Below are 24,196 nucleotides of genomic sequence, written 5' to 3'. Positions count from 1 at the left end.
CGCAGGATATATGGTTCTCGTGGGATGTCATTTCCGACCGCCATGAGGCGGCAGTACGGTCAGCAACCCAGCCGCCATCCTCTCCATGCCCGTGAGTGCTCCGTTGTTCCCCCTGTTCGCCGACCTGCAAGGCCGCCGGGTACTCGTTGTGGGGGGCGGCCCGGTCGCGGAAAGGAAGACAGCCGCGCTGCTGCATGCCGGCGCCCGTCTGCGCGTCGGCGCGCCGGAGCTCACGCCGACGCTGCGCACGTGGCACGAGGAAGGACGCATCGACTGGATTGCCGGGCGTTTCGATGCCCACTGGCTGTCGGGGGCATGGCTGGTGGTCGCCGCGACCGACGATGCGTCGGTCAACCGCGCGGTCGCCGCCGCCGCCGAAGCGCGCCACGTGTTCGCCAATGTCGTGGACGATGGCGAACTCTCCAGCTTCCAGGTGCCCGCCATCGTCGAACGCGGCCCGCTGCAGATTGCCATCTCCAGCGGCGGCGGCGCACCGATGCTGGCCCGCCACCTGCGTCGCCAGCTCGAAACCCTGCTGGATGATTCCTGGGCCTCGCTGGCCGACCTGTTCACCCGGCAGCGCCTGCGCATCCGCCAGCGCTTCCCGCAGCCTGGCGAACGCCGCCGCTTCTTCGAGAAGCTGCTGGCGGGCCCCTTGCCCCGCCTGTTCCGCCAGCAGTTGCACGCGCAGGCCGAACAGCATTTCCAGGCCATGCTGGATGAGCGCACCGCTGCCACGCACGTCGGTTCCGTCGCGGTGGTTGGCGCCGGCCCCGGCGATGCCGGCCTGCTGACGCTCAACGCCTTGCGCGCCATGAACGAGGCCGACGTCATCCTGCACGACCGCCTGGTCAGCGACGACGTGCTGCGCCTCGGCCGCCGCGATGCGGCCTACATTGAAGTAGGCAAGTCGGCCACTGGCCACAGCACCCGCCAGGAGGAAATCCATGCGCTGATGCTGGAGCACGCGCGCGCCGGCAAGCGCGTGGTGCGGCTGAAAGGTGGCGACCCGTTCGTATTCGGCCGGGGCGGCGAAGAACTGGAATTCCTGCGCGCACACGACATTCCCTATGAGGTGGTGCCCGGCATCACCGCCGCCGTTGCGTGCGCCGCGTACGCCGGCATCCCGCTGACCCATCGCGACCACGCGCAGTCGGTGAAGCTGGTGACGGCGCACTGCAAGGAGTCGTTCGACACGCTGGACTGGCAGGCGCTGGCGCAGGAGCGGCAGACACTCGCGGTCTACATGGGCGTGGCAGGGCTCGAAGGCCTGCGCGACCGGTTGGTGCAGCACGGCCGAGCAGCGTCCACGCCCTTCGCTCTGATCGAAAACGGCACGCGCCGCGAGCAACGCGTGCTGAATGGCACCCTGGCCGATCTTCCGGAAACCGCGCGTTTCCATCAGGTACGTTCACCTGCCCTCCTGGTCCTCGGCGAGGTGGCCGCGCTGGCGGATGCGCTGCACTGGTTCGGCGCGCCGCCGCTCGGTGCAGGCGCGCCCACACATTCCCGCAACCTCCCGGCGCCCACACTGCAGGCCGCCTGATCCACCGCTTACCTACGGAGACCCCATGGCCGTTTACGACAGCATCCTCGACACCATCGGCCGCACCCCGGTCGTCAAGCTGCACCGCGTCGCACCCGAGCACGTCACGCTCTACGCCAAGGTCGAATCGTTCAACCCGGGCGGGTCGGTGAAGGACCGCCTGGCGCTGGCGATCATCCTCGATGCGGAGGCCAAGGGATTGCTGAAACCCGGCGACACCATCGTCGAAGCGACCTCCGGCAACACCGGCGTCGCACTCGCCATGGTCGCCGCCGCGCGCGGCTACAAATTCGTGGCCACGATGGTCGAGACCTTCTCGATCGAACGCCGCAAGCTGATGCGCGCGTACGGCGCCAAGGTGATCCTGACACCGGCCGCCGAGCGTGGCAGCGGCATGGTGCGCCGCGCCGAAGAACTGGCGAAGCAGCACGGCTGGTTCCTTGCCCGCCAATTCGCCAATCCCGCCAATCCCGCCTATCACCGGCAGACCACGGCGGCGGAAATCCTGCGCGATTTCGCCGGCCAGCGACTCGATCACTTCGTCACCGGCTGGGGTACCGGCGGCACGCTGACGGGCGTGGGCGAAGTGCTCAAGGTCGCGCGTCCGGAAGTGCGCATCACCGCCTCCGAACCGGCGGGCGCCTCGTTGTTGCAGGGCAAGGAATGGCAGCCGCACAAGATCCAGGGCTGGACCCCGGACTTCGTGCCGGACGTGCTGAACCGCGAGGTGGCCGACGAGATCCTGCCGGTCACCGACGTGGAGGCCATCGCCACCGCGCGCCGCCTCGCGGCCGAGGAAGGCATCTTCGTCGGCATCTCCGGCGGCGCCACGGTCGCTGCCGCGCTGCAGGTTGCGCAGAAGGCCAAGCCCGGCGACGTGTTGCTGGCGATGCTCCCGGACACTGGCGAGCGCTACTTCTCCACGCCGCTGTTCGAAGGCGTCAACGAGGGTTCGGACGACGACTGGCTGGCCTCGCTGGGCGACGCCGCGCTGCCGTGACGGATCAGCCGGACGGCGGCGCGTCGCATTCGCGCCGCCACGTCCATTCCAGCGCCTTGCCGTCATCGCGGCCGTCGTCGACGCGGGCATGCAGCGTGTCGACGTCCCGTCGCTGGTAGATCACGCGACGCGGAAAGTCGTGCGAAGGATTGGCGAACACGACGCGATCCTTCTCCACGCTGGCCGCCGGGAACGCGGTGACCGCGCCACCGCCCGGCTGCGCCAGCAACACCCAGCGCCCGTCCTGCTGCGCGATGCGCATGAACTCGAAGCCGGTCGCCTTGCCATCGCGCGAGTCACGGTGCATGCCGACCAGAAGGCCGCCGCGCGGCGCCATCCAGGTTTCCTCGCTGAATGTCTTGCCATGCTGGCCGCACCAGTGGCCCGCCAGCCACTCCAGTTCTCCGGCATGTGCGCCGGAGGCCACCGCCAGCAGCAGGCCGGTCATGCACGGGATGGTTGGCTTCATGGCATTGCCCTCATCGACGTGACGCCTCAATACATCGGCTTGCCGTCGCTGTCGACGGTGACGGTACAGATCTCCACGATCGTCCAGATGTACATCGGCAACCAGAGCAGCCAGCACGAGAGCACGCTGACCAGCAGCTGGATCAATCCCCTCTGGTTGTAGCCGGCATAGAAGTTGTGCACCCCCGGCACGCCGATCAATCCCAGCAGCGCACCGAACAGGATGAAATTGGTACGGCTTTTGCCCTGCGCCACGGCCTGCTGGAAGTATCCCGTCGCCACGCCACATTGCGGGCACGCGACGGCCTCGTCGACCAGCTGCTGGCCGCATTGTCTGCAGAACATCCGACATCCCCCGAGTGAACGGCACGCACGTTAGCAGGCCGACGCGGGCGAATCCACGTTTGTACGGGGTCCTGTAGGAGCGACGTGAATCGCGACCGTCTGTCGTCCGCCATATTGGCCTCTGGTCAAGCCGGGCGCGGCAAGATGATGCGCTGTCTGCGAGATCCCAACATGGATGGCGTGCGGTCGCGACTCACGTCGCTCCTGCAGTGAGCACCTCACTGCTCGTACAGCTCCAGCGGCAGGTCGTCCGGATCGGCGAAGAAGGTGAAGCGACGACCCGTGTACTCGTCCACGCGGACCGGCTCGCATTCCACGCCATGCGCGTAAAGATGGGCGACGGCAGCATCAAGGTCCGCGACGCGCAGCGCCAAGTGGCGCAGTCCGCACGCCTCCGGTCGCGACACACGCGGCGGCGGCGAGGGAAAGGAGAACAGCTCGACCTGCGCGCCATCGGGCAGCGCAAGGTCGAGCTTCCAGGAATCGCGTTCTGCGCGATAGTGCTCCGCAACCATGCGCAGTCCGAGCACGTCGGTATAGAAGCGCTTCGAGCGCGCGTAGTCGGACGCGATGATCGCGACGTGGTGCAGGCCTTCGATCTTCATGCGGGCAGTGTAAACGCAGGCATCGCTACCGCTCTCCGGTACTCAATGCGCCGCAGCGGCATCCGCACCGGCACCCCCCGACGGCGCCTTGCCGCCGCGCATCAGCAGCACCAGCGGCATCGACACCAGGGTGAGCAGCATCATCAGCTTGAAGTCGTTGAGATAGCCGATGGCCGCTGCCTGCCGGTTGACCTCGGCATTGAGCATCGCCAGACCGGTGGCCGTGGACGGATCCGTCGCCGCGGGCAGCAGCGTGGTCTCCGCGCCAAACGCGGGAATGCGCGCGCCGATCTCGGCATGGTTCACCTGCATCGCGCGCGACAGCATCGTCATCACCACCGAGATGCCGACCGACGAGCCGATGTTGCGCACCAGGCTGAAGAGGCCGGCGGCTTCGGTGCGCTGGTGCGGCTCCAGCGTCGCGTAGGCCACCGTGGAGATCGGCACGAATACCAGACCCAGCCCCATGCCCTGCACCACGCCCAGCCAGACGATGGACTGCATGGAGGCATTCGGACCGAACTGCGTCATGCCATGCAGCGAAACGACCATCAGCGCCATGCCGACCAGGATGGGCCAGCGCGCGTCGATGCGGCCCAGCAGGCGCCCGACGACCATCATGCTGAACATCGTGCCCACGCCGCGCGGCGCCAGCACCAGGCCGATGGTCAGCACCGGATAGTTCATCAGCGTGCTCAGGTACGGCGGCAACAGCGCCAACGTGGCGAACAGCACGATGCCGACGACGAAGATCAGCGCGCAGCCGACCGCGAAATTCGCGTTCTTCAACAGGCCAAGATCGAGCAGCGCGTGGTCGCGCTTGCGCCACCACCACAGGCCGTACATGTACAGCGCGAGGAAGGCGAGCGCGGCTTCGATCTGGATCTCGACACTGCCGAACCAGTCCTCGCTCTGCCCGCGATCGAGGAACAGCTGCAGCGCGCCGATGCCCAGCGCCAGCAAGCCGAGACCGATACCGTCGAGCTTACGCTCCTGCACCGCGTCCTTCTTGACGCTGGCCATGATGCCGACCAGCGCCAGGATGCCGATCGGCAGATTGATCAGGAACACCCAGTGCCAGCTGTAGTTCTGGGTCAGAAAACCACCCAGCGGCGGCCCCAGGATGGGCCCGACCATGATGCCCATGCCCCACATCGCCATCGCGGCGCCGTGTTTTTCCTTCGGGAAGGCATCCAGCAGCAGCGACTGCGAAATCGGCACCAGCGAGGCGCCGAACACGCCCTGCAGGATGCGGAACATCACCATCTCGCCGATGCCGCTGGCGATGCCGCACAGCAGCGAGGCGACGGTGAAGCCGCTGACCGCGATGATCAGCAGGCGGCGGCGCCCCAGTCGGCCCGCCAGCCAACCGGTCACCGGGGTCAGGATGGCGGCGGCGACGATGTAGCTGGTCAGCACCCACGACACCTGGTCCTGGGTGGCCGACAGCGAGCCCTGCATGTCGGGCAGCGCGACGTTGGCGATCGTGGTGTCCAGCGCCTGCATCAGCGTGGCCAGCATCACCGAGCCGACCAGCAGCGTGCGCTTGCCGGTGTCGTCGTGCGCAGGTGCGGGGGAGACGGCAGTCGTGCTCATGGAAAAATCCGGAGGGGATCGACGCACGCGGTGCGTGACGATCCAGAGGTCACCCGGGGCGCGGCGTCAGCGGGGCCGGGCCCCACCACAGTGCCCTCGCCCGCATCCGCGCACGCCCGGGATGACATGGAAAGGAACTCAGCGCGCGGCAGTGGCGCGGCTGGAGGCGGTACCGCCCTCGCGCAGTTCAACATGCACGTCGGCGCTCATGCCGGCGCGCAGCTGCGGCGCATCGGCGGCGGCGCTGTCGATCTCCAGGCGCACCGGGATGCGCTGCACGATCTTCACCCAGTTGCCGGTCGCGTTCTGCGGCGGCAGCACGCTGAACTCGGCGCCGGAGGCGGGTGCGATGGAGGCCACGTGCGCCTTCCACTTCACGCCGGGGTAGGAGTCGACTTCGATCGTCGCGGCCTGGCCGACCTGCATCTTTGTCAGCTCGGTTTCCTTGAAGTTGGCTTCCACCCAGATCGGCGAGGTGGCGACCAGCGGCATCGCCGACTGGCCGACGTTGATGTACTCGCCCACCTGAAGGTCGTGCAGGCCGACGATGCCGTCCGCGGGCGCGCGCACTTCGGCGTGCGCCAGGTCCAGCCTGGCTTTGGCCAGCATCGCCATCGCGGCGCGATACTCGGGCAGGTCCTGCGTAGGCGTACCCGGGCTGCCGCTCAGCGAAGCGGTGGCTTCGGATTGCGTGGCGATGGCGTCGCCCAGGTCGGTGCGCGCTTCGGCCACGGCGTGGCGCGCGTCGTCCAGCATCTTGCGCGACACCAGTTGCTGGCCGGCGAGCTGCTGCATGCGCTGGAAATCGCGCTGCGCCCACGCCAGCGTCTCGCGCGCGGCCTGGATCGAGGTGCCGGTGCCGACGACCTTGGCGCGGCTGGCGCTGGCCGAATTGGCCATGCGCGCGACCAGCGCTTCGTTCTGCGCGACCGCGATCGTCAGCGGATCGGCATCGATGCGGAAAAGCAGGTCGCCCTTCTTCACCGGCTGGTTCTGCTGCACGGCGACTTCGACCACGCGGCCGCCGACCTGCGGCGCGATCAGGATGCGCTCGGCCTTGATGTAGGCGTTGTCGGTACTCACTTCGCGCTGCGAGGCGAGGTACTCCCAGCCGAAGAAGCCGGCGACGGCCAGCGGGCCGGCCACCCACAGCCACACGGGCACGCGGCGGCGCTTGGGAGCGGAGGGGGTGGCCGCGTTTTCGCCGGCCTGGTTGATCTTGCTGGTCATGGTGGGGGTCAGCTCTTGCGGAGGGAGGATTCGCCGCGGCTGGCGCGGTCGAGCTGGGAAAGGTTTTCGCGGATCTGGCCGAGCACCTTCAGGGTCGTCGCCAATTCATCGGCATCGACGCCGACCAGGCAGTCCTCGCGTACGGAGACGGCGACGGCTTCGATGTCGTGCATCACCGCGTCGGATTGCGGCAACAGGTGCAGGCGCCATACGCGGCGGTCGTCCGGGTCGCTGCGGCGTTCGATGAAGCCGGCCTTCTGCAGGCGATCCAGCACGCGTCCGACGGCGATCGGCTCCATGTCGAGCAGGTCGGCCAGCTCTGACTGGGTGATGCCTTCGCTCTGGTGGATCCGTTTGAGCGCGCGCCACTGCACGCGGGTCAGGCCCAGGTGCGCGGCGCGCCGGTCGAACACGCGACCGAACAGCCGGCTGAGGTCCGCGATGAGGTAACCGATGGTGCTCTTGGCGTTTACAGTGCTCATGGGTGCCTATGATATAGATGCCTAAGCAATAATGTTCAAGGCAGAGAATTCCGTTCAGCCGCGCTTTCGTCACGGGCCAGTGTTTCAGGAACGAACCGCTCGCTCCCCGCATGACGAGACCATCCCCTCACTCCTTGACGGGATGGATGCCCGGGCCAAGCGACAGAGGGGTCCTCGTTCCCGCGCCTTTCATGCACCGCAGCCGAAGGCGCCGGGTTCCCGCCCGTGCGGGAATGACGGTCGGGGAAATGGACGCCACCGCCGGATTCCGGATTCCGACCCTCGGAAACGACGACGCCGGCACAAGGCCGGCGTCGCGATCACTGCACGGTGGCGCGGGCGCTTACCCTTCCCACTTGCCCAGCGCGGCCAGGCCATTCTCCTTGGCGCGCTCATAGACCACGGCCTGCGCCTTGGCGAAGTTGCCCTTCAGGTCCTGCGACCACAGCTTCAGCGCGGCCTGCTGCATGGCACGGCCGTAGGAGAAGCTCAGCGGCCACGGCAGGTTGCCCAGCTGGTTCATGGCGTTGAGGTGGGCGGTCGACTGCTCGTCGGTCTGGCCGCCGGACAGGAACACCACGCCCGGCAGGATCGCCGGCACGGTGCTCTTCAGGCACATGACGGTCGACTCGGCCACTTCGTCGACGTCGGCCTGCTCTTCGCAGTCCTTGCCGGCGATGACCATCGAGGCCTTCAGGATGGTGCCTTCCAGCAGCACGTTCTGCTCGTACAGCGCACCGAACAGCGAGCGCAGCACGGCTTCGGTCACTTCGTAGCAGACCTCGATGTTGTGGTCGCCGTCCATCAGCACTTCGGGTTCCACCATCGGCACCAGGCCGCATTCCTGACAGAGCGCCGCATAACGGGCCAGCGCGTGCGCGTTGGCCTCGATGCAGGTGCCGGACGGGATGTCTTCGCCGATGGTGATCACCGCGCGCCACTTGGCGAAGCGCGCGCCGAGCTTGTAGTACTCCTTCAGGCGGTCACGCAGGCCGTCCAGGCCTTCGGTGACCACTTCGCCCGGGCAGCCGGCCAGGGCATGCGTGCCCTTGTCGACCTTGATGCCGGGAATGATCCCGTTGTCGCTCATGTACTTGGCGAACGGCACGCCGTCCTTGGTGGACTGGCGCAGGGTCTCGTCGAATAGGATCGCGCCGGAGATGTAGTCCGACAGCTTCGGCGTGGTGAGCAACAGCTCGCGGTAGGCGCGACGGTTCTCTTCCGTGTTCTCGATGCCCACGCCCTCGAACCGCTTGGCGATGGTGGTGGTGGACTCGTCGATCGCGATGATGCCCTTGCCCGCGGCCACCATGGCCTGGGCGGTTTCGGCAAGCTGTTCGATGCTCATGGGGTTCCTGGGGAAGCGGCGGGAAAGATACCAATTGTAGCCCGCGCCGCGCCGGCAGCGGGCAACCATGACGACGGACGCGCCGCAACGCGCCCGGATCCGGACGCGGCGGGAATCCCGGGAAAGCGGTTACAGCTCGCCCAGCCCCTCGGCCTTGCCGCGCTCGCCCATCTGCAGCAGGCGAAGGGTATTGGTGGCGCCGTGCTTCTCCATGTGGTCGCCGCTGGTGAAGATCACGCGGTCGCCCTCGGCCAGCAGCTCTCGGTCGTGCAGCACGCGCATCGCATCGCGCGCGGCCTCACGGGGCGCAAGCCCACGGCTGTCGAAGGCGATGGGGAACACGTCGCGGATCATCGCCATCTTGCGGCGTGCGCCGTCGTGGCGCGAGAACGCGTAGATCGGCGCATTGGAACGGAAGCGCGACAGGAAGCGCGCGGTACCGCCGGATTCGGTCATCGCCACGATCGCGCGCACGCCGATGTGCTCGGAGAGGAACATCGTCGCCATCGCGATGGCCTGGTCGGCGCGCTCGAGGTTGCGCGGCGCCTTCTCAAAATCTGTGTCCATCTCGAACTGCTTCTCGGCGCCGAGGCAGATGCGTGCCATCGCCTCCACCGCGCGCACGGGATAACTGCCCGCAGCGGTTTCCGCCGACAGCATCACTGCGTCGGTGCCGTCGATGACGGCGTTCGCCACGTCCAGCACTTCGGCGCGCGTGGGGATCGGGCTGTCCACCATCGACTGCAGCATCTGGGTGGCAGTGATCACCACCTTGTTGCGCGCCAGCGACTCCCGGATGATCTTCTTCTGCAGGCCGGGCAGCTCGGCATCGCCGATCTCCACGCCCAGGTCGCCGCGCGCCACCATCACCACGTCGCTGGCGTCGACGATCTCGGCCAGGTTCTCGATCGCCTCGGTGCGTTCGATCTTGGAGACCAAGGCCGCATCGCAACCATGCTCCCGCGCGATGCGGCGCGCCTCGTTCATGTCGTCGGCATTGCGGCAGAACGACACGGCGATGAAGTCCACGCCGATGTTCTCGGCCACGTAGGCGATCAGCTCGCGGTCGCGCTCGGTCAGCGCGCCCAGCGACAGGCCGCCGCCCTGCTTGTTCAAGCCCTTGCGGTCGGACAGCACGCCGTCGTTGAGCACGGTGCAGACGATGCGCTCGCCATCGACCTTCACCACCTGCAACTGCATCAAGCCGTCGTCCAGCAGCAGGACATCACCCGCTTCCACGTCGCCCGGCAGGCCGAGGTAGCTGACGCCCACCTGCGAGGCATCGCCCGGGGGCGCGTCGACACTGGCCACCAGGTCGAAGCGGTCGCCGGTCTTCAGCACCACCTTGCCTTCGGCGAACCGTTCGACGCGGATCTTCGGTCCTGGCAGGTCGGCGAGGATGCCGACCTCCGCGCCCACGCGCTGAGCCGCCAGACGCACCGCTGCGGCGCGCTTGGCCTGGCCCGAGGGATCACCGTGGGAGAAGTTCAGGCGCACCACGTTGACGCCGGCACGGAACAATTCCTCGAGCACGCCGGGCGGGTCCGTCGCCGGTCCGAGGGTGGCGAGGATCTTGGTGCGGCGCTGGCGTTCGGTCATGATGCGGATTCCCTGTGATCGCGCAAACGCTACCACAGCGAAACTTCTTCGGAACGACTGACATTCCCCACGTCATGCCGCTGTCCCGGGACAGCCCTCCGCGCACAGGGTGTGGCGCGAGGAAAGCGCTGTTTCAAAGCACTTTCCTGGTGATCCGCGCACACGCGCGACTGGTATTTTTTTGGTCTCTGCGTGCAAGCCGCATGCTGCGCACGCACACCCGAGTGCGCAAAAAACCGAGCGATGAAACGCGCGTTTGACCGCACGCGTTCCGGCTCAGGCGAACAATGGCCGCAATTGGTCGGGCGCGTCCGCGAGGTGGCTGGCGCCGGCCTCACGCAGCTCCTGTTCGCCACCGAATCCCCACAACACGCCGACACTGCGCATGCCGTGATGGCGCGCACCGTCGATGTCCATGTGGCGATCCCCGATCATCCAGCACGCCCCCGGTGCCAGCGACAGGCGTCGCAATGCTTCGCCAATCAGGTCCTTCTTGTGGCTCAACCGGCCATCAGCAGTGGCGCCGATGATGTCCTCGAAATGCTGGCCGAACGGCAGGTGCGCGAGGATCTTGCGCGCATGCAGCTCGTTCTTCGCGGTGACCACCGCCAGCCGGTGGCCGTCGGCACGCAACCGTTCGATCGCCTCGCCGATACCGGCGTAGACCTGGTGCTCCAGCCACCCGTGCGACTCGAAGCGCTCGAGGTACAGCTCGACCGCCGCTTCGACCTTCGCCGGGTCGCCCAGCAGCGGCATGAAACTGGTCCGCAGCGACGGGCCGATCCAGCCGCGCAGCTCGGCCTCCGTCGGTATCGGGTGCTCCAGCTGCGTCAGTGCATGCGCGATGCAGCGCGTGATCCCGACGGCCGAATCGATCAGCGTACCGTCGAGATCGAAGAACAGCGCGGCACGACTCACTGACCGCGTGCCTCCAGCGCTGCGACGGCGGGCAGCGTCTTGCCTTCCAGGAACTCCAGGAATGCGCCGCCGCCGGTGGAGATGTAGCTGACGTCACCGGCGATGCCGTACTTGTCCACTGCCGCGAGTGTGTCACCGCCACCGGCGATGGAAAATGCGCCGGATTGCGCGATTGCACGCGCCAGCGTCTCGGTGCCCTTGCCGAAGGCGTCGAACTCGAACACGCCCACGGGCCCGTTCCACACCACCGTGCCGGCCGACTTGATCAGTCCGGCATAGCGCTGTGCGGTCTGCGGACCGATGTCGAGGATCAACTCGTCGGCCGCGACCGCGTTGACGGCCTTCACCGTCGCCGGCGCATCGGCGGCGAACGCCGTGGCGACCACCACGTCGGTCGGCAGCGGGATCTCGGCGCCACGCGCCTTCGCGTCGGCGTCGATCTTCCTGGCGGTGTCGATCAGGTCGGCCTCGTACAGCGACTTGCCCACGGCATGGCCTTCCGCGGCGATGAAGGTGTTGGCGATGCCGCCGCCGACGATCAGCTGGTCGACCTTGCCGACCAGGCTGGTCAACAGCTCCAGCTTGGTGGAGACCTTGCTGCCGGCGACGATGGCCAGCAGCGGGCGCGCAGGGCTGGCGAGCGCCTTGTCGAGCGCATCCAGCTCGGCCATGAGCAGCGGGCCGCCGGCCGCCACCGCAGCGAAACGGATCACGCCGTGCGTGGACGCCTGCGCTCGGTGCGCCGTGCCGAAGGCATCCATCACGAACACGTCGCACAGCGCCGCGTACTTCCTCGACAGCGCTTCGTCATCCTTGCCTTCGCCGATGTTCATGCGGCAGTTCTCGAGCAGGACGACCTGGCCCGGCCGCACGTCCACGCCGTCCACCCAGTCCTTCACCAGCGGCACGTCAACGCCGAGCAGTTCGGACAGGCGCGCGGCCACCGGCGCCAGCGAGTCGGCTTCGCTCCACACGCCTTCCTTCGGTCGGCCCAGGTGCGAGGTGACCATCACCGCCGCGCCTTTCTGCAACGCCAGTTTCAGCGTGGGCAGGGAGGCGGTGATGCGCTGCTCGGAGGTGATGCGGCCATCGTCGATGGGCACGTTCAGATCTTGGCGGATCAGCACGCGCTTGCCGGCGAGGTCGAGGTCGGTCATGCGGACGATGGGCATCTTGGGTCCTGGGCAGCGGGGAAGATGCTCATTGTCCCGCCTGCCCATCCGTGCCGCAAACGAACGCCTGGACTACGCGGGTGGACGGTTGCGGAGCAGGCTGAAGGCGAATGCCGCCACCAGCCCTGCGCCCAGCACCAGCAGCGCCCACAACAACCAGGCCTTCCAGTCGCGCGGAGTCGGCGGCGGCACCAGCGCGGCATCGCCGGCCAGCGATGCGGAAGTGGCGAGGTAGGCGGGCGAAGGTTGCCACTCGGCACCCCGATCGCGACGCAGTGCATCGAGCAGTTCCGGCATCGGCACCGTGGCGCGACGCGCCGCTGCGCTTCCCGCCACCAGCGCGTAAGGCGGCGTGCCCTGCGCAAGGAAGACCATCACTTCCGGGCGATACCCCAGGCGCAGCGTGGGCGCCTGTTCCGGCAGCGCGCCGCGACTGCGCAGGCGCCAATAGCGGTCGCGCGCGGGGCCGCTGGCCAGGGGTTGTTCGGGCGATGCACTGGGCCGGTCGCCGCCCACGCGATAGGCCACCCAAGGGCCGGCACGCAGGCGCCAGGGTGCGTCGGTCGCGTCGCGACTCTCCAGCGTCCATTCGCCCACGGCGTAGTCGTCCATCGCCAGGTCGGCGAGCGCGATCGGGTAACGTCCATCGCCCTGGTAGACGTAGCTCTCCACGCCCTGCTCGGATGTCCTGCGCCCCTGGAGTTCCGACCACTGCACCGCCTGCTGCAGGTGCTCGGCGTCCAGACGCACGCGCACCTGGCGGATGGGCAGCGCGGGCGATGCGTCCAGCGGCACGAAACGGACATAGCGGAAGCCGCCGTTGATCGGCACTTCGTCGCGCAGCAGGCGCTGTGGCCCGCGCTGCAGTTCGACCAGCGTCGCACGTGCCTGCAGCACCTCCCATGCCTGCAGGTCCTGACTGCCTTCCACGCGGTAGCTCGCCTCGCGCGGGGTGCCCGGATCCCAGGTGATTTCCAGCGCTTCCATGCTGTCGCGGACCCCGCTCAGGTCCACCAGGAAGGCGCGCGCGGGCGCCGTGGTTCCCGTGCCCGCGCTGTCGGCCTCGATACGAACGATGCGTCCGTTCTCACCGAACTGCGCCGACACGCGCGACGAGGTGCCGGCGTCCTGTGGCGTTGCCGGCAGCGCGAACCACGGCACCACGATGCGTCGCGCGGGCAGCGCCGTCGGTTGTTCGGGCCCGAACAACGCGGCTGCCACCGGCTTGCCGTTCGCATCCAGCACGTCCACGTCGCGCAGGTCGGGCCATGCCGTGGTGGCGTAGACCTCGCGATCCAGCACCACCCGGTACGCGCCGGCCTGCTCGCCGGACAGCACCAGCGGCCAACGCTTGGCGTAGGACGCGGGCGTCTGCGCCAGCGCGGTGGCCGGCAGCAGCAACAGCATCACCAGGAACGTCTTCATGCGGCGGCCTCCTCCTGTCCCGACCGACGCGGCGGCGCCGGCGCCAGATAACCCACCACGGTGCACAGCAGGCCATAGGCCATGAATGAGCCGATGCCCAGCAGGTTGCCCAGGTGCTGGCGGTCCACGAACACCAGCTTCGCCAGTACCACGGCCATCAATACCGCACCGCCCAGCCACAGCATGCGCTGGCCGCGACGCGAACCGATCACCCAGCCCAGCACGCCCAGCACGCTCCAGGTGACCGTCAGACTGGTCTGCGCCAGGCTGCCGGAGATCAAGCTGTCGCTCCAAGGCACCCCACCCCAATGGTGGACGGCATGCAGCACCACGGAGGTGATCCAGACGAATGCCAGCGTGGACAGCAGGACGATCTGCGTCGGCGGCAGCACGCGGGCTTCCGGCATCCACCAGCGCAGCAGCAGCACCAGCGTGGCGAGCTGCGCCAGCTCCATCGGATTCAGCACGGGAATCCACGGCAACGGGGCGGCGCCACCGGCCACGAACAGCGACCCCATCCACCACAGCCCCAGCGCGGCGAACAGCGTGCCCAGCAACGGCGTACGCCAGGCGTCGAAGCGCCCGCCCAGCGGCGCGGCCAGCCAGTGCCAGCGGAACAGCGCGAACGCCACGACGACCAGCCATGGCAGCGCGATGAGGCCCGCCTGCCAGCCGTCACCCATGCCTTCCACGTGTTCGGGCAGCCATGCCAGCAACAGGCTGGCCACCAGCGGCCACACCAGCCACCACACGAACTGTGCGGCGCCGGCCAGGCGATGTTCGCTGTCGCGCAGGCACATCAGGCTGCGCACGCCGAGCACCGCGTAAGCCAGCCACGCCCAGCCACCGTGACCGGCGAACGGCTGCTGGTGCGCGCCGGACTGCCACAGGGCCAGCGGCACGGCCGAGGCCAACGCGGCCAGCGTGGTCCACGCCAGTGCGGTGGCGGGACGTCGGCGGTGCACTTCCGCTGCCAGCCAACCGGTCAGTGCGGCGAAGGCCAGCATCGCGTCGGGTTCGTTGCGGTGGCCGAGGTGGGTCAGGATCTCGACCGCACCGTTGCCCAGCCACCAGGCCAGGCCCCAGAGGTAATACAGCAGCGCCACACCACCGAAGCGGCCGCGGTACGCCCATGCACTGGCGAAACCGGCAACGGCGATCAGCAACGCGCTCATGAACGCGGCATTCGCGAACATCGGCATGGCCGTTGGCGCATACCCGGACGCCGCATCCGCGCTCGCGATGAAGAACGCCACCGCCGCCGCGAGTTGCAGCCCCGCGCCGGTCAGCTGCGGCAACAGCCGCGACTGCCGCAGGCCCAGCCACGCCAGCGCCGCGCCCTCGAGCGCGAACACGCAAGCCGTGGCCTGCGCCGACAACGCCAGCGGTACCGCCAATGTGGCGAAGCCGATCGCCAGCAGCGCGTAGGAGTGCGCGAGCGTGTCGTAGCTCTCGCGGCGACGCAGCAGCCACGACAATCCCGCGTACAGCACGCCCAGGCCCAGCGCACAGAACGCCAGCGGCAGCCGGCTGTCCTCGAACGTGCCGCCCTGCATGAGGCCGGCCTGCAGCGAGAACACGACCAGCGGCATGCCGAACACCAGGCAGCCGTCGATGAAGTCGCGCCGACTCGCCGGCTGCCGTCGCGCGAACAGCAACGGGATGAGCAGGTAGAAGACGAAGAACAACGCCAGGAACGGCTGCGTGGTGGCGTACTTCTCCGGCGCATAGTCGAACAGGCCCCACGCCGTGCCGATGCCGAAGGTGAAGACGAAGCCGAGCAGGTTGAGCACGCGCCACGACTTGTACCAGGCAATGCCCACGATGGCCGCATTGAGCACTGCGTAGTACGAGAACAGCGCCACGTGGTTGCCACTTCCCGTCGACAGCCAGATGGGCGCCAGGAAGCCCGCCAGCAGCGCGAACACCGCGAGCGACCTGGCATCCTGCAGCACCGCGAGCATGCCCGCGCCGGCCACCAGCACGATGCTCAGCGCGAACGCGGCACCGGCAGGCATCAGGCCGAAGATCTTGAACGCCGCAAACACCACCAGCAGCAGCACGCCGATGGCGCCGCCCTGCAGGCTGAGCGCGAACGTGCGATTGCTCTCGCGCTTGCGCCACGCGAACGCCAGCGCGCCGAGTGCGGCCGCCGCGATCCCGGCCAGGCGAAGCTCGGGCGGGAGGGTGAACCAGCCCTGGTCGGCGCCGTATTTCAACAATGCCGCCACGCCGGCGAACAGCACCAGCACACCGATCTTCACCGGCACGTTGCCGACGGTGAACCAGCGTTGCACTGCGCGCACGGCTTTCGTCGCGAAGTCGGGGCGCGACGGTGCAGCCGGACGCGGCGGCATCGACGGCGCAGGCTGCTGATAGGCCTCGGGGCGTGGCGACGGCGGAATGGGCGGTGGCCCGGCCGGGCGCGACGGCGGCGTTGTGGCGGTGGGCGCCGGACGGGGTGGCGCGGGTTCGCGCGTCAGGTCCGCCAGCGTGGGACCTTCCTCCGCTACCGCAGCCTGCACCGTGGGTGCGGGCGCAGCGGCGCGCGCGGGGGCGGGTGCAGGTTCGGTCGCGCGCGCACTGCGCAACTGGGTCACCTGATCCTCGAGCATTGCCACGCGGCGCTTCAGCCCGCTGACCGCCACCAGCGCGACGATGAGCAGCACCGGCATCGCCAGTACGGCCAGCCCCACCAGCACCAACAACCCGACCACGTCATCCATTCCCCGACCTCGCCTGTGCGTGTTTCCGGTGCAAGGACGCGGAACGCCGCGTCCTGCGGCCGTCCATGCAGCCGCGCCCGCAGCCTCGGGCATGGCCCGGGGATTTGCAAGATTCCGATCCGAGGGTGATGGCGGACAGCGCGCCGGGTATCACCTCGCAATACCCGGAAACGACACGGGCGCCCTGAGGCGCCCGTGCGTCAAACCGGCCTGGTACGGCTTACTTGCCCGCGACCACGCGGACCATTTCCAGGCACTTGTTGGAGTAGCCCCACTCGTTGTCGTACCAGCTGACGATCTTCACGAAGGTCGGATCCAGCGCGATGCCGGCCTCGGCGTCGAAGATGGAGGTGCGGGTATCGCCGCGGAAGTCGGTGGCGACCACCTTGTCCTCGGTGTAGCCCAGGATGCCCTTCAGTGCGCCCTGGCTCTGCGCCTTCATCTCGGCCTTGATCTCGTCGTACGTGGCCGGGTTCTCGAGTTCGGCGGTCAGGTCGACCACCGACACGTCGCTGGTCGGCACGCGGAACGACATGCCGGTCAGCTTCTTGTTGAGCGAGGGGATCACCACGCCGACGGCCTTGGCCGCACCGGTGGACGACGGAATGATGTTCTCCAGGATGCCGCGGCCGCCGCGCCAGTCCTTGTTGCTTGGGCCGTCGACGGTCTTCTGCGTCGCGGTCGCCGCGTGCACGGTGGTCATCAGGCCACGCTTGATGCCCCACTTGTCGTGCAGCACCTTGGCGATCGGTGCCAGGCAGTTGGTGGTGCACGAGGCGTTGGAAATGATCGCCTCGCCGTTGTAGGTCTTGTCGTTGACGCCGTAGACGAACATCGGCGTGTCGTCCTTCGACGGGGCCGACAGGATGACCTTCTTCGCGCCGGCATCGAGGTGCTTCTGCGCAGTGACCTTGTCGAGGAACAGACCGGTGGATTCGATGACGACATCCGCGCCAACCTCGTCCCACTTCAGGTTGGCCGGATCGCGCTCCTGGGTCAGGCGGATTTTCTTGCCGTTGACGAACAGCGCGCCGTCCTCGACCTTCACGTCGCCGTCGAACCGGCCGTGCACGGAGTCGTACTGCAGCATGTACGCCAGGTAGTCCGGTTCCAGCAGATCGTTGATGGCGACGACCTCGATGTCGTTGCCGAAATTCTGCACGGCGGAACGCAGCACGTTGCGCCCGATGCGGCCGAAGCCATTGATACCCACCTTGATCGACATTGCTCAGGACTCCTGCGGCCACGCGCGCGGCGCGGCGGGGTTGACGGGGGCCGCCATTCTAACAGGCCGCCCCCGCGGCGCCGCCGCACGGGCATTGATCAGGATCAAGGCGGCGCCGGATGCACGGGCAGAGACTGGCACCACATTCCAACGAGCGTCACCATCATGAAGAAGACCCTGATCCCGATTGCCATCGCCCTCGCACTGGGCGCCGCCGTTCCCGCCTTCGCCCAGTCCAAGGGCGAGTGGACGCTGGGCGTGGGCGCGCACCAGGTGAACCCCAAGTCCGACAACGGCTCGCTGGCCGGCGGCACGCTGCCGCTGGACATCGACAGCGACGTCAAGCCGACCATCACCTTCGAGTATTTCCTGCGCGACAACCTGGGCCTGGAAGTGCTCGCCGCGCTGCCGTTCAAGCACGACATCGCCGTGGACGGCGTCGGCACGGTGGGCAGCACCAAGCACCTGCCGCCGACCGTCTCGCTGCAGTACCACTTCAACGGCAAGGGCAAGGTCTCGCCCTTCCTCGGCGCCGGCCTGAACTACACCACGTTCTTCAGCGAAGACACCAAGGGCGCGCTCGCAGGCACCGACCTCAAGCTGGGCGATTCCTGGGGCCTGGCCGCACATGTCGGCATGGACATCAAGGTCAGTGAACGCGGCGCCGTGCGCGTGGATGCGCGCTGGATCGACATCGACTCCGACGTCAAGGTCGATGGCGCCAAGCTCGGCACCGCCAACATCGACCCGCTGGTCTACGGCGTGGCGTATGTCGTGAAGTTCTGAGCAGATAGCCGCATCGCCTGACGAGGTCAAATGGGGACGGCCCGTGTCGGTTAAAGTACCGGCATGGTCCGTCCTCTCTTTTTTGCCGCCTCCCTCGCCCTCTCCTTTGCTCTCGCGCTGCTTCCCATGCCTGCGCATGCGTGGGGCCCCCTCGGCCATCGGCTGGTGGCGCTGCTGGCATGGGATGACCTGGCGCCGGATACGCGACGCCAGGTCGAAGCCCTGCTGCAGGGAGAACCGGATCCGACGCTCGCCGGCGTCGCCAGCTGGGCCGACGACCTGCGCGAAAACGATCCGGTCCTCGGCCGCAAGACCGCACGCTGGCACTTCGTCAACATCGGTGAGCATGACTGCGTCTACGAGCAGCCGCGCGACTGCCCGGGCGGCAACTGCGTGGTGGAAGCCATCAGGGCACAGACCGCGATCCTCGCGGACACCCGGCGCACACGCGCCGAACGCGTGCAGGCGCTGAAGTTCGTCGTGCATTTCGTCGGCGACGTGCACCAGCCGCTGCATGCAGGCTACGCGCACGACAAGGGCGGCAACGATGTGCAGGTGAACTGGAACGGACGCGGCACCAACCTGCACACCCTCTGGGACAGTCGCATGCTGGCATCCACCGGCCGCAGCGAAGCCGACTACCTGCGCCATCTTCGCGCGCTGCCGAAGCCATCCCTCGACACGATCACCCTGCCGCCGCCCTCGCCCGCCTGGGCCGAGCAATCGTGCCGCGTGGCGACCCAGCCCGGTTTCTATCCGCCTCGCGCGAAACTCGAGCAGCGCTACGTCGACCAGCACCTGCCGGTGGCCGAACGCCAGCTTCGGGCAGGCGGCGCGGCATTGGCTGCCGTGCTGAACAAGGCCCTCGACCATCACTGACCTCCTGCTCACCGCTCACCGCTCACTGCCGAAGATCATCGAATAGTCCGTTCCCCCAGGAGTCGTTCGCATGAACCTGCCCACGTCGCTCCGCCGAGCATCCGCTGCACTGGCCCTGCTCGCGGCCACCTTCATTGCCCCTGCCGTGCAGGCGCAGGACGACGCACCGCTCACCGTGTTCGCCGCCGCCAGCCTGAAGGAATCGCTGGACGAGGCCGCAGCGGCCTACCAGAAGCAGACGGGGGTATCGGTCCGCGTGTCCTACGCCGCCAGTTCCGCGCTCGCGCGCCAGATCGGACAAGGCGCACCGGCAGACGTGTTCTTCTCCGCCGACCTGGAATGGATGGACTACCTGCAGCAGCGCGGCAAGCTGCAGGTCGCCACGCGGCGGGACCTGCTGGGCAACCAGCTGGTGCTGGTCGCACCGAAAGCGCGCCAGGCAAGCGTGGACCTGAAGCGCCCGGCGACACTGCTGGCCGCACTGGGCCAGGGCCGCCTCGCCGTGGGGCAGACCGCGACGGTCCCGGCAGGCAAATACGCCCGCGCATCGCTGGAGTCGCTGTCGCTCTGGAACGGCGTCAAGGCGCGCCTGGCCGAATCGGAAAGCGTGCGCGCGGCATTGATGCTGGTGGCACGCGGCGAGACGCCGCTCGGCATCGTGTACGCCTCGGATGCGAAGGCCGAGCCGGCCGTGCGCGTGCTGGCGACGTTCCCGGAGGATTCGCATCCTCCCATCGTGTATCCCGTGGCTGCGCTGCGGGGCCCGCGTACGGCACGGGCGACGCCCTTCGTGCAATGGCTGGCGTCACCCGCTGCCGATGCGATCTTCGCGCGGCATGGCTTCACGACGAAGGACTGACGCCGACGTGTTCGACGTCTTCAGCCCGGAAGAACTCACCGCGATCCGGCTCAGCCTGAAGGTGGCGCTGGTGGCGGCCCTGGCGAGCCTGCCCTTCGGTGTCCTCGTCGGCTGGCTGCTGGCGCGCACGCGCTTTCCCGGCAAGGCACTCCTGGACGCCGTCGTGCACCTGCCGCTGGTGCTGCCGCCGGTGGTGATGGGTTACGCGTTGCTGGTGACGCTGGGCACGCAGGGAACTGTCGGCCGCTTCCTGCAGGAACAGCTCGGCATCGTGTTCGCGTTCCGGTGGACCGGTGCGGCACTGGCGTGCGCCGTGATGGGATTTCCATTGATGGTGCGTTCGATCCGGCTCTCGCTGGAAGCCACCGACCGCCGGCTGGAGCAGGCCGCCTCCACCCTCGGCGCCGGCCCGTGGCGCGTGTTCTTCACCATCACCCTCCCGCTGGCCTGGCCCGGCCTGGTCGCCGGCAGCGTGCTGGCGTTCGCCAAGGCGCTGGGGGAATTCGGCGCCACCATCACCTTCGTGTCGAACATTCCCGGCGAAACACAGACGCTGTCGTCGGCGATCTACGGCCTGATGCAGGTGCCGGGTGGCGAAGCCGGCATCTGGCGCCTGGCGGCCGTGGCCGTGGTGATCTCGCTGGCCGCGCTGCTGTTCTCCGAATGGCTGGTGCGACGCCACCACACACGGCAGGGAGAGGACAGCTGATGCTGCGGCTGGACATCGAACTGCGCCGCGGGAACTTCCACCGTCGCGTGCACATCGACGACGATGCACGCGTGATCGCGCTGGTCGGCCCGTCGGGCGCGGGCAAGACCTCGGTGCTCAATGCCATCGCGGGGCTGCTCACGCCGGCGGCCGGCCGCATCGACGTGGACGGCCATTGCCTGTTCGACAGCGCGCGCCACGTCGACGTGCCCGTGCATCGCCGCCGCGTGGGCTACGTTTTCCAGGATGCGCGCCTGTTCCCCCATCTCGATGTGCGCCGGAACCTGCAATACGGCCGTCATGGCGGACGGGGCGCGCCGCAGTTCGGTTTCGACGCCGTCGTGGACCTGCTCGGCATCGCGCCCCTGCTCGCCCGCCGTACGCGCAACCTGTCGGGCGGCGAGGCGCAGCGGGTGGCGATCGGCCGCGCCCTGCTCTCGCAACCCTCGCTGCTGCTGTTCGACGAGCCGCTGTCCGCACTGGACCAGGCCCGGCGCGAGGAACTGATCCCGTACCTGCAGCGCGTGCGCGACGAGATCCGCCTGCCCATCGTCTATGTCAGCCACCATCCGGACGAAGTGCGGCGCGTCGCCGATTCCGTACACGTTCTCGACTGAGCGGCGCGTATCCTGCCGCCACGATATTGGAGCGGCGCCATGACCAGGCAGAAGCGCTGGAAGGAGTTGCCGGTGGACCAGGTACGTCGCTACCTGGAACCCGGTCCCGTCGTGCTGCTCAGCACGGCACACAAGAACGAACGCGCCATCATGACGCTGGGCTGGCACATGATGCTGGGCTACGACCTGGTGGGCACCTACATTTGGGACGCCAACCGCAGCCACGCGCTGGCACGCGCCAGCTGCGAGTGCGTGATCAACCTGCCGACCGAAGACCTGCTGGACACCGTCGTGCGCATCGGCAACTGCAACAGCGCCGAACAGGACAAGTTCGACCGCTTCGGCCTCACCGCCCTGCCCTCGCGCGAGGTGGATGCGCCGCGGATCGCCGAATGCCACGCGCAGTTCGAATGCCGATTGCACGAGACCCGCATCACCGCCGACTACCCGTTGTTCGTGTGGCGCGTGGTGCATGCGCGCGTCGCCGCCTCGCCGCGCATCCCCCGCACCCTGCACTACCGTGGCGACGGCCGTTTCATGGTGTCGGGCCGCGAGGTATCGCGGCGGCGCCTGTTCCGTCCGGACATGCTGGAGCAATGAGGCCATGGCCGATCAACGCGCGGCTCGTTACGCTGGCACCATGACACAGCACCTCACTACGCTCGACGAAGCCGTCGACCTGATCCTGTCCCGGACGCCGGGCCCGTTGCGCATGGGCGCCCCGCTGGGCATCGGCAAGCCGCATCGCCTGTTGAATGCCCTGTACGCGCGCATCGCACGCGATCCGGCACGCCCGTGGTCGCTCTACACCGCGCTGTCGCTGGACCCGCCCGCCGGCGGCAAAGGCCTGGAGGGCCGCTTCGTGGCGCCGTTCGCCGCGCGCCACTTCGGCGGGGACTTCCCGCGCCTGGACTACGTGCAGGCGATGAAACGCGACGCGCTGCCGCCGAACATCGAGGTGGAAGAGTTCTACATGCAGGGCGGCGCCCTGCTGCGTTCGAGCACCGCGCAACGCCATTACGCCAGCCTCAACTACACCCATGTCGCGCGCGCCCTGGCCGACCGCGCGCTCAACGTGATCGTGCAGAAGGTCGCGCGCGAGCCCGGTGGCACGCGACTTTCGATGTCGTGCAACAACGACCTGACCCAGGACACCGTGGATGCTGTCATGGCCCGCGGCCTGCCCCGCCCCTTGCTGGTGGCCGAAGTGGATCCGCAGCTGCCCTGGATCGGCGGAACGGCGGCGGTGGACGAAGCGTACTTCGACATCGTGGTCACGCCACCGGGGCCCTATCCGATGCTGTTCGGCCTGCCGCGCCAGCCGGTGTCGGATGTGGATTACGCCATCGGGCTGTATGCCAGCACGCTGGTGCGCGACGGCGGCACGCTGCAGATCGGCATCGGTGCGCTGGCCGACGCACTGAGCCATGCCCTGGTGCTGCGCCATACCGACAACGCCACGTACCGGCGTGTGCTGGCGGCCCTGGATCCGGAACTGGAGCGGCATCCCGCCGTCCTCGCCAGTGGCGGGCTCGACCCGTTCGCCATCGGCCTGTATGGCTGCAGCGAGATGGTCAACGAAGGCTTCAAGCGGCTGGTGGAAACCGGCGTGATCCGGCGCAAGGTGGCGGACGACGAGGCACTGATGCAGCGCATCGCCGACGGCAGCGCGAACCTGGGCGACCATGCGCGACTGGAGCGCGATGGCGAATACCTGCACGGCGCCTTCTACCTTGGCTCGCCCGCATTCTACGAGTGGCTGCGCGAACTGCCGGACGACCAGCGCCGCGCCATCGGCATGCGCCGGATAAGCATGATCAACGAACTGCAGCACGGGCAGGAAACTCTCGCACGCCTGCAGCGCCGCGATGCGCGCTTCTTCAATTCCTGCATGATGGCGACGGTACTGGGCGCGGCCGTCTCCGACGGCCTCGACGACGGGCGGGTGGTGTCCGGCGTGGGCGGGCAATACAACTTCATCGACATGTCGAACGCCCTGGACGGCGCGCGCAGCGTGCTGATGTTCCGCGCGGTACGCGAGGATGCCGGCAGCGCCGGATCGAACGTACGCTGGAACTACGGCCACACGACCATCCCGCGCCACCTGCGCGACCTGTACGTCAACGAGTACGGCATCGCCGACCTGCGCGGAAAGAACGACGAGGACTGCATCATCGCCATGGGCGGCATCACCGACACGCGTTTCCAGCGGGGACTGATGGAACAGGCGCAGCGCGCGGGCAAGCTGCGCACCGGCTTCCACCCGGCTGCGCACTGGATCGACAACACGCCCGTGCACCTGTCGGCGCGCCTGCGTGCCTTCCGCCACGACGGCACGCTGCCGGACTACCCGCTGGGCAGCGATTTCACCGATGTGGAACAGCGCATCGTCAGGGCGCTGAGCTGGTTGAAGGCGAATGCCGCCACGCCTTGGAAGAAGGCGGGCATCGTGCTGCGCGCGATGGGCGCGCGGACCGACGACGAGGAAGCCATGGTGCGCATGGGACTGGCGGCACCGGGAAGCCTGGGTGAGCGGATCGAAGCGAAGTTGCTGGCGTTGGGCTTGCGGGAGACCCGCTGATGGCTGCAGGCGTCGGGGCTGAAGCCCCTCCTACAAGAGCTGCATTCTGTAGGAGGGGCTTCAGCCCCGACCGCGGTCCC

Annotated in this window: 22 protein-coding genes; 9 read left to right on the top strand and 13 right to left on the bottom strand. The window is 68.2% G+C overall.

The genetic code is table 11. The annotated features are described in order from the left end of the window. Positions 1-85: 85 nt before the first annotated feature. Together cysG and cysK are read left to right on the top strand one after the other, a co-directional pair. Positions 86-1,546, top strand: coding sequence for a siroheme synthase CysG (cysG, locus tag AC3DET_RS13945; protein ID WP_488392009.1), 1,461 nt, complete (start codon positions 86-88; stop codon positions 1,544-1,546). Between the two features lie 25 nt (positions 1,547-1,571). Continuing rightward, the gene (cysK, locus tag AC3DET_RS13940) at positions 1,572-2,546 is read left to right on the top strand and encodes a cysteine synthase A (RefSeq protein WP_488392008.1); all 975 of its coding nucleotides are present in this window, start codon (positions 1,572-1,574) and stop codon (positions 2,544-2,546) included. A gap of 4 nt (positions 2,547-2,550) precedes the next feature. Here cysK and AC3DET_RS13935 read toward each other — a convergent pair whose 3' ends face one another. The 13 genes from AC3DET_RS13935 to gap form a co-directional block, all read right to left on the bottom strand. Beyond that, positions 2,551-3,015: a DUF6265 family protein gene (locus AC3DET_RS13935; protein WP_488392007.1), complete on the bottom strand. Its 465-nt coding sequence runs from the start codon at positions 3,013-3,015 to the stop codon at positions 2,551-2,553. A 26-nt stretch (positions 3,016-3,041) separates the two neighbouring features. Continuing rightward, positions 3,042-3,359 (bottom strand): NINE protein, encoded by a 318-nt coding sequence (locus tag AC3DET_RS13930; RefSeq protein WP_192202081.1) that lies wholly within the window; start codon positions 3,357-3,359, stop codon positions 3,042-3,044. 218 nt (positions 3,360-3,577) lie between these two features. Next, complete coding sequence (gloA2, locus tag AC3DET_RS13925) at positions 3,578-3,964, bottom strand: SMU1112c/YaeR family gloxylase I-like metalloprotein (RefSeq protein ID WP_488392006.1); 387 nt, start codon at positions 3,962-3,964, stop codon at positions 3,578-3,580. A 42-nt stretch (positions 3,965-4,006) separates the two neighbouring features. After that, entirely contained in the window at positions 4,007-5,560 is a 1,554-nt protein-coding gene (locus tag AC3DET_RS13920) for an MDR family MFS transporter (RefSeq protein ID WP_488392005.1), read from the bottom strand. A gap of 138 nt (positions 5,561-5,698) precedes the next feature. After that, positions 5,699-6,790: an HlyD family secretion protein gene (locus AC3DET_RS13915; RefSeq protein WP_488392004.1), complete on the bottom strand. Its 1,092-nt coding sequence runs from the start codon at positions 6,788-6,790 to the stop codon at positions 5,699-5,701. A gap of 8 nt (positions 6,791-6,798) precedes the next feature. Next, positions 6,799-7,272, bottom strand: coding sequence for a MarR family winged helix-turn-helix transcriptional regulator (locus AC3DET_RS13910; RefSeq protein ID WP_488392003.1), 474 nt, complete (start codon positions 7,270-7,272; stop codon positions 6,799-6,801). A gap of 343 nt (positions 7,273-7,615) precedes the next feature. Beyond that, positions 7,616-8,620, bottom strand: a complete 1,005-nt coding sequence (locus AC3DET_RS13905; RefSeq protein WP_192202085.1) for a class I fructose-bisphosphate aldolase — start codon at positions 8,618-8,620, stop codon at positions 7,616-7,618. 129 nt (positions 8,621-8,749) lie between these two features. Then, positions 8,750-10,219, bottom strand: coding sequence for a pyruvate kinase (gene pyk, locus AC3DET_RS13900; RefSeq protein ID WP_192202087.1), 1,470 nt, complete (start codon positions 10,217-10,219; stop codon positions 8,750-8,752). Between the two features lie 276 nt (positions 10,220-10,495). Next, on the bottom strand, positions 10,496-11,137 hold the full coding sequence (locus AC3DET_RS13895) for an HAD hydrolase-like protein (protein WP_488392002.1): 642 nt from the start codon (positions 11,135-11,137) through the stop codon (positions 10,496-10,498). Then, positions 11,134-12,309: a phosphoglycerate kinase gene (locus tag AC3DET_RS13890; RefSeq protein ID WP_488392001.1), complete on the bottom strand. Its 1,176-nt coding sequence runs from the start codon at positions 12,307-12,309 to the stop codon at positions 11,134-11,136. The genes AC3DET_RS13895 and AC3DET_RS13890 overlap by 4 nt, the downstream gene beginning before the upstream one ends. A gap of 72 nt (positions 12,310-12,381) precedes the next feature. Continuing rightward, the gene (locus tag AC3DET_RS13885; protein ID WP_488392000.1) at positions 12,382-13,734 is read right to left on the bottom strand and encodes a DUF3999 domain-containing protein; all 1,353 of its coding nucleotides are present in this window, start codon (positions 13,732-13,734) and stop codon (positions 12,382-12,384) included. Next, positions 13,731-16,451, bottom strand: coding sequence for a DUF2339 domain-containing protein (locus tag AC3DET_RS13880; protein ID WP_488392158.1), 2,721 nt, complete (start codon positions 16,449-16,451; stop codon positions 13,731-13,733). The genes AC3DET_RS13885 and AC3DET_RS13880 overlap by 4 nt, the downstream gene beginning before the upstream one ends. Positions 16,452-16,680: 229 nt before the next feature. Next, the gene (gap, locus tag AC3DET_RS13875; RefSeq protein ID WP_488391999.1) at positions 16,681-17,685 is read right to left on the bottom strand and encodes a type I glyceraldehyde-3-phosphate dehydrogenase; all 1,005 of its coding nucleotides are present in this window, start codon (positions 17,683-17,685) and stop codon (positions 16,681-16,683) included. A gap of 165 nt (positions 17,686-17,850) precedes the next feature. On the opposite strand from gap, the gene AC3DET_RS13870 reads away from it, so the two are divergent. The 7 genes from AC3DET_RS13870 (at position 17,851) to AC3DET_RS13840 (ending at position 24,116) form a co-directional block, all read left to right on the top strand. After that, the gene (locus tag AC3DET_RS13870; RefSeq protein WP_192202092.1) at positions 17,851-18,471 is read left to right on the top strand and encodes an OmpW/AlkL family protein; all 621 of its coding nucleotides are present in this window, start codon (positions 17,851-17,853) and stop codon (positions 18,469-18,471) included. A 126-nt stretch (positions 18,472-18,597) separates the two neighbouring features. Beyond that, positions 18,598-19,350, top strand: a complete 753-nt coding sequence (locus tag AC3DET_RS13865) for a S1/P1 nuclease (protein WP_337731569.1) — start codon at positions 18,598-18,600, stop codon at positions 19,348-19,350. A 70-nt stretch (positions 19,351-19,420) separates the two neighbouring features. Then, a complete protein-coding gene (gene modA, locus AC3DET_RS13860) occupies positions 19,421-20,209 on the top strand; it encodes a molybdate ABC transporter substrate-binding protein (RefSeq protein ID WP_488391998.1) in 789 nt (262 codons plus the stop codon). Continuing rightward, entirely contained in the window at positions 20,187-20,918 is a 732-nt protein-coding gene (modB, locus tag AC3DET_RS13855; RefSeq protein ID WP_337731571.1) for a molybdate ABC transporter permease subunit, read from the top strand. The genes modA and modB overlap by 23 nt, the downstream gene beginning before the upstream one ends. Beyond that, positions 20,918-21,535 carry a molybdenum ABC transporter ATP-binding protein gene (modC, locus tag AC3DET_RS13850; RefSeq protein WP_337731572.1) on the top strand — a complete coding sequence of 206 codons (618 nt, stop codon included), beginning with the start codon at positions 20,918-20,920 and terminating at the stop codon, positions 21,533-21,535. Before modB ends, modC begins: the two co-directional genes overlap by 1 nt. Before the next feature lie 39 nt (positions 21,536-21,574). After that, positions 21,575-22,135, top strand: coding sequence for a flavin reductase family protein (locus AC3DET_RS13845; RefSeq protein ID WP_488391997.1), 561 nt, complete (start codon positions 21,575-21,577; stop codon positions 22,133-22,135). 40 nt (positions 22,136-22,175) lie between these two features. Next, entirely contained in the window at positions 22,176-24,116 is a 1,941-nt protein-coding gene (locus tag AC3DET_RS13840; RefSeq protein WP_488391996.1) for an acetyl-CoA hydrolase/transferase C-terminal domain-containing protein, read from the top strand. Positions 24,117-24,196 lie beyond the last annotated feature (80 nt).

The sequence above is a fragment of the Pseudoxanthomonas sp. 97-1-1 genome (assembly GCF_057773125.1).
This window is presented reverse-complemented; position numbering and strand designations above follow the sequence as displayed.

Coding starts and splice junctions, on each gene's coding strand:
- cysG (WP_488392009.1), top strand. CDS start 86: ATGCCCGTGAGTGCTCCGTTGTTCCCCCTGTTCGCCGACCTGCAAGGC.
- cysK (WP_488392008.1), top strand. CDS start 1,572: ATGGCCGTTTACGACAGCATCCTCGACACCATCGGCCGCACCCCGGTC.
- AC3DET_RS13935 (WP_488392007.1), bottom strand. CDS start 3,015: ATGAAGCCAACCATCCCGTGCATGACCGGCCTGCTGCTGGCGGTGGCC.
- AC3DET_RS13930 (WP_192202081.1), bottom strand. CDS start 3,359: ATGTTCTGCAGACAATGCGGCCAGCAGCTGGTCGACGAGGCCGTCGCG.
- gloA2 (WP_488392006.1), bottom strand. CDS start 3,964: ATGAAGATCGAAGGCCTGCACCACGTCGCGATCATCGCGTCCGACTAC.
- AC3DET_RS13920 (WP_488392005.1), bottom strand. CDS start 5,560: ATGAGCACGACTGCCGTCTCCCCCGCACCTGCGCACGACGACACCGGC.
- AC3DET_RS13915 (WP_488392004.1), bottom strand. CDS start 6,790: ATGACCAGCAAGATCAACCAGGCCGGCGAAAACGCGGCCACCCCCTCC.
- AC3DET_RS13910 (WP_488392003.1), bottom strand. CDS start 7,272: ATGAGCACTGTAAACGCCAAGAGCACCATCGGTTACCTCATCGCGGAC.
- AC3DET_RS13905 (WP_192202085.1), bottom strand. CDS start 8,620: ATGAGCATCGAACAGCTTGCCGAAACCGCCCAGGCCATGGTGGCCGCG.
- pyk (WP_192202087.1), bottom strand. CDS start 10,219: ATGACCGAACGCCAGCGCCGCACCAAGATCCTCGCCACCCTCGGACCG.
- AC3DET_RS13890 (WP_488392001.1), bottom strand. CDS start 12,309: ATGCCCATCGTCCGCATGACCGACCTCGACCTCGCCGGCAAGCGCGTG.
- AC3DET_RS13885 (WP_488392000.1), bottom strand. CDS start 13,734: ATGAAGACGTTCCTGGTGATGCTGTTGCTGCTGCCGGCCACCGCGCTG.
- gap (WP_488391999.1), bottom strand. CDS start 17,685: ATGTCGATCAAGGTGGGTATCAATGGCTTCGGCCGCATCGGGCGCAAC.
- AC3DET_RS13870 (WP_192202092.1), top strand. CDS start 17,851: ATGAAGAAGACCCTGATCCCGATTGCCATCGCCCTCGCACTGGGCGCC.
- AC3DET_RS13865 (WP_337731569.1), top strand. CDS start 18,598: ATGCCTGCGCATGCGTGGGGCCCCCTCGGCCATCGGCTGGTGGCGCTG.
- modA (WP_488391998.1), top strand. CDS start 19,421: ATGAACCTGCCCACGTCGCTCCGCCGAGCATCCGCTGCACTGGCCCTG.
- modB (WP_337731571.1), top strand. CDS start 20,187: ATGGCTTCACGACGAAGGACTGACGCCGACGTGTTCGACGTCTTCAGC.
- modC (WP_337731572.1), top strand. CDS start 20,918: ATGCTGCGGCTGGACATCGAACTGCGCCGCGGGAACTTCCACCGTCGC.
- AC3DET_RS13845 (WP_488391997.1), top strand. CDS start 21,575: ATGACCAGGCAGAAGCGCTGGAAGGAGTTGCCGGTGGACCAGGTACGT.
- AC3DET_RS13840 (WP_488391996.1), top strand. CDS start 22,176: ATGACACAGCACCTCACTACGCTCGACGAAGCCGTCGACCTGATCCTG.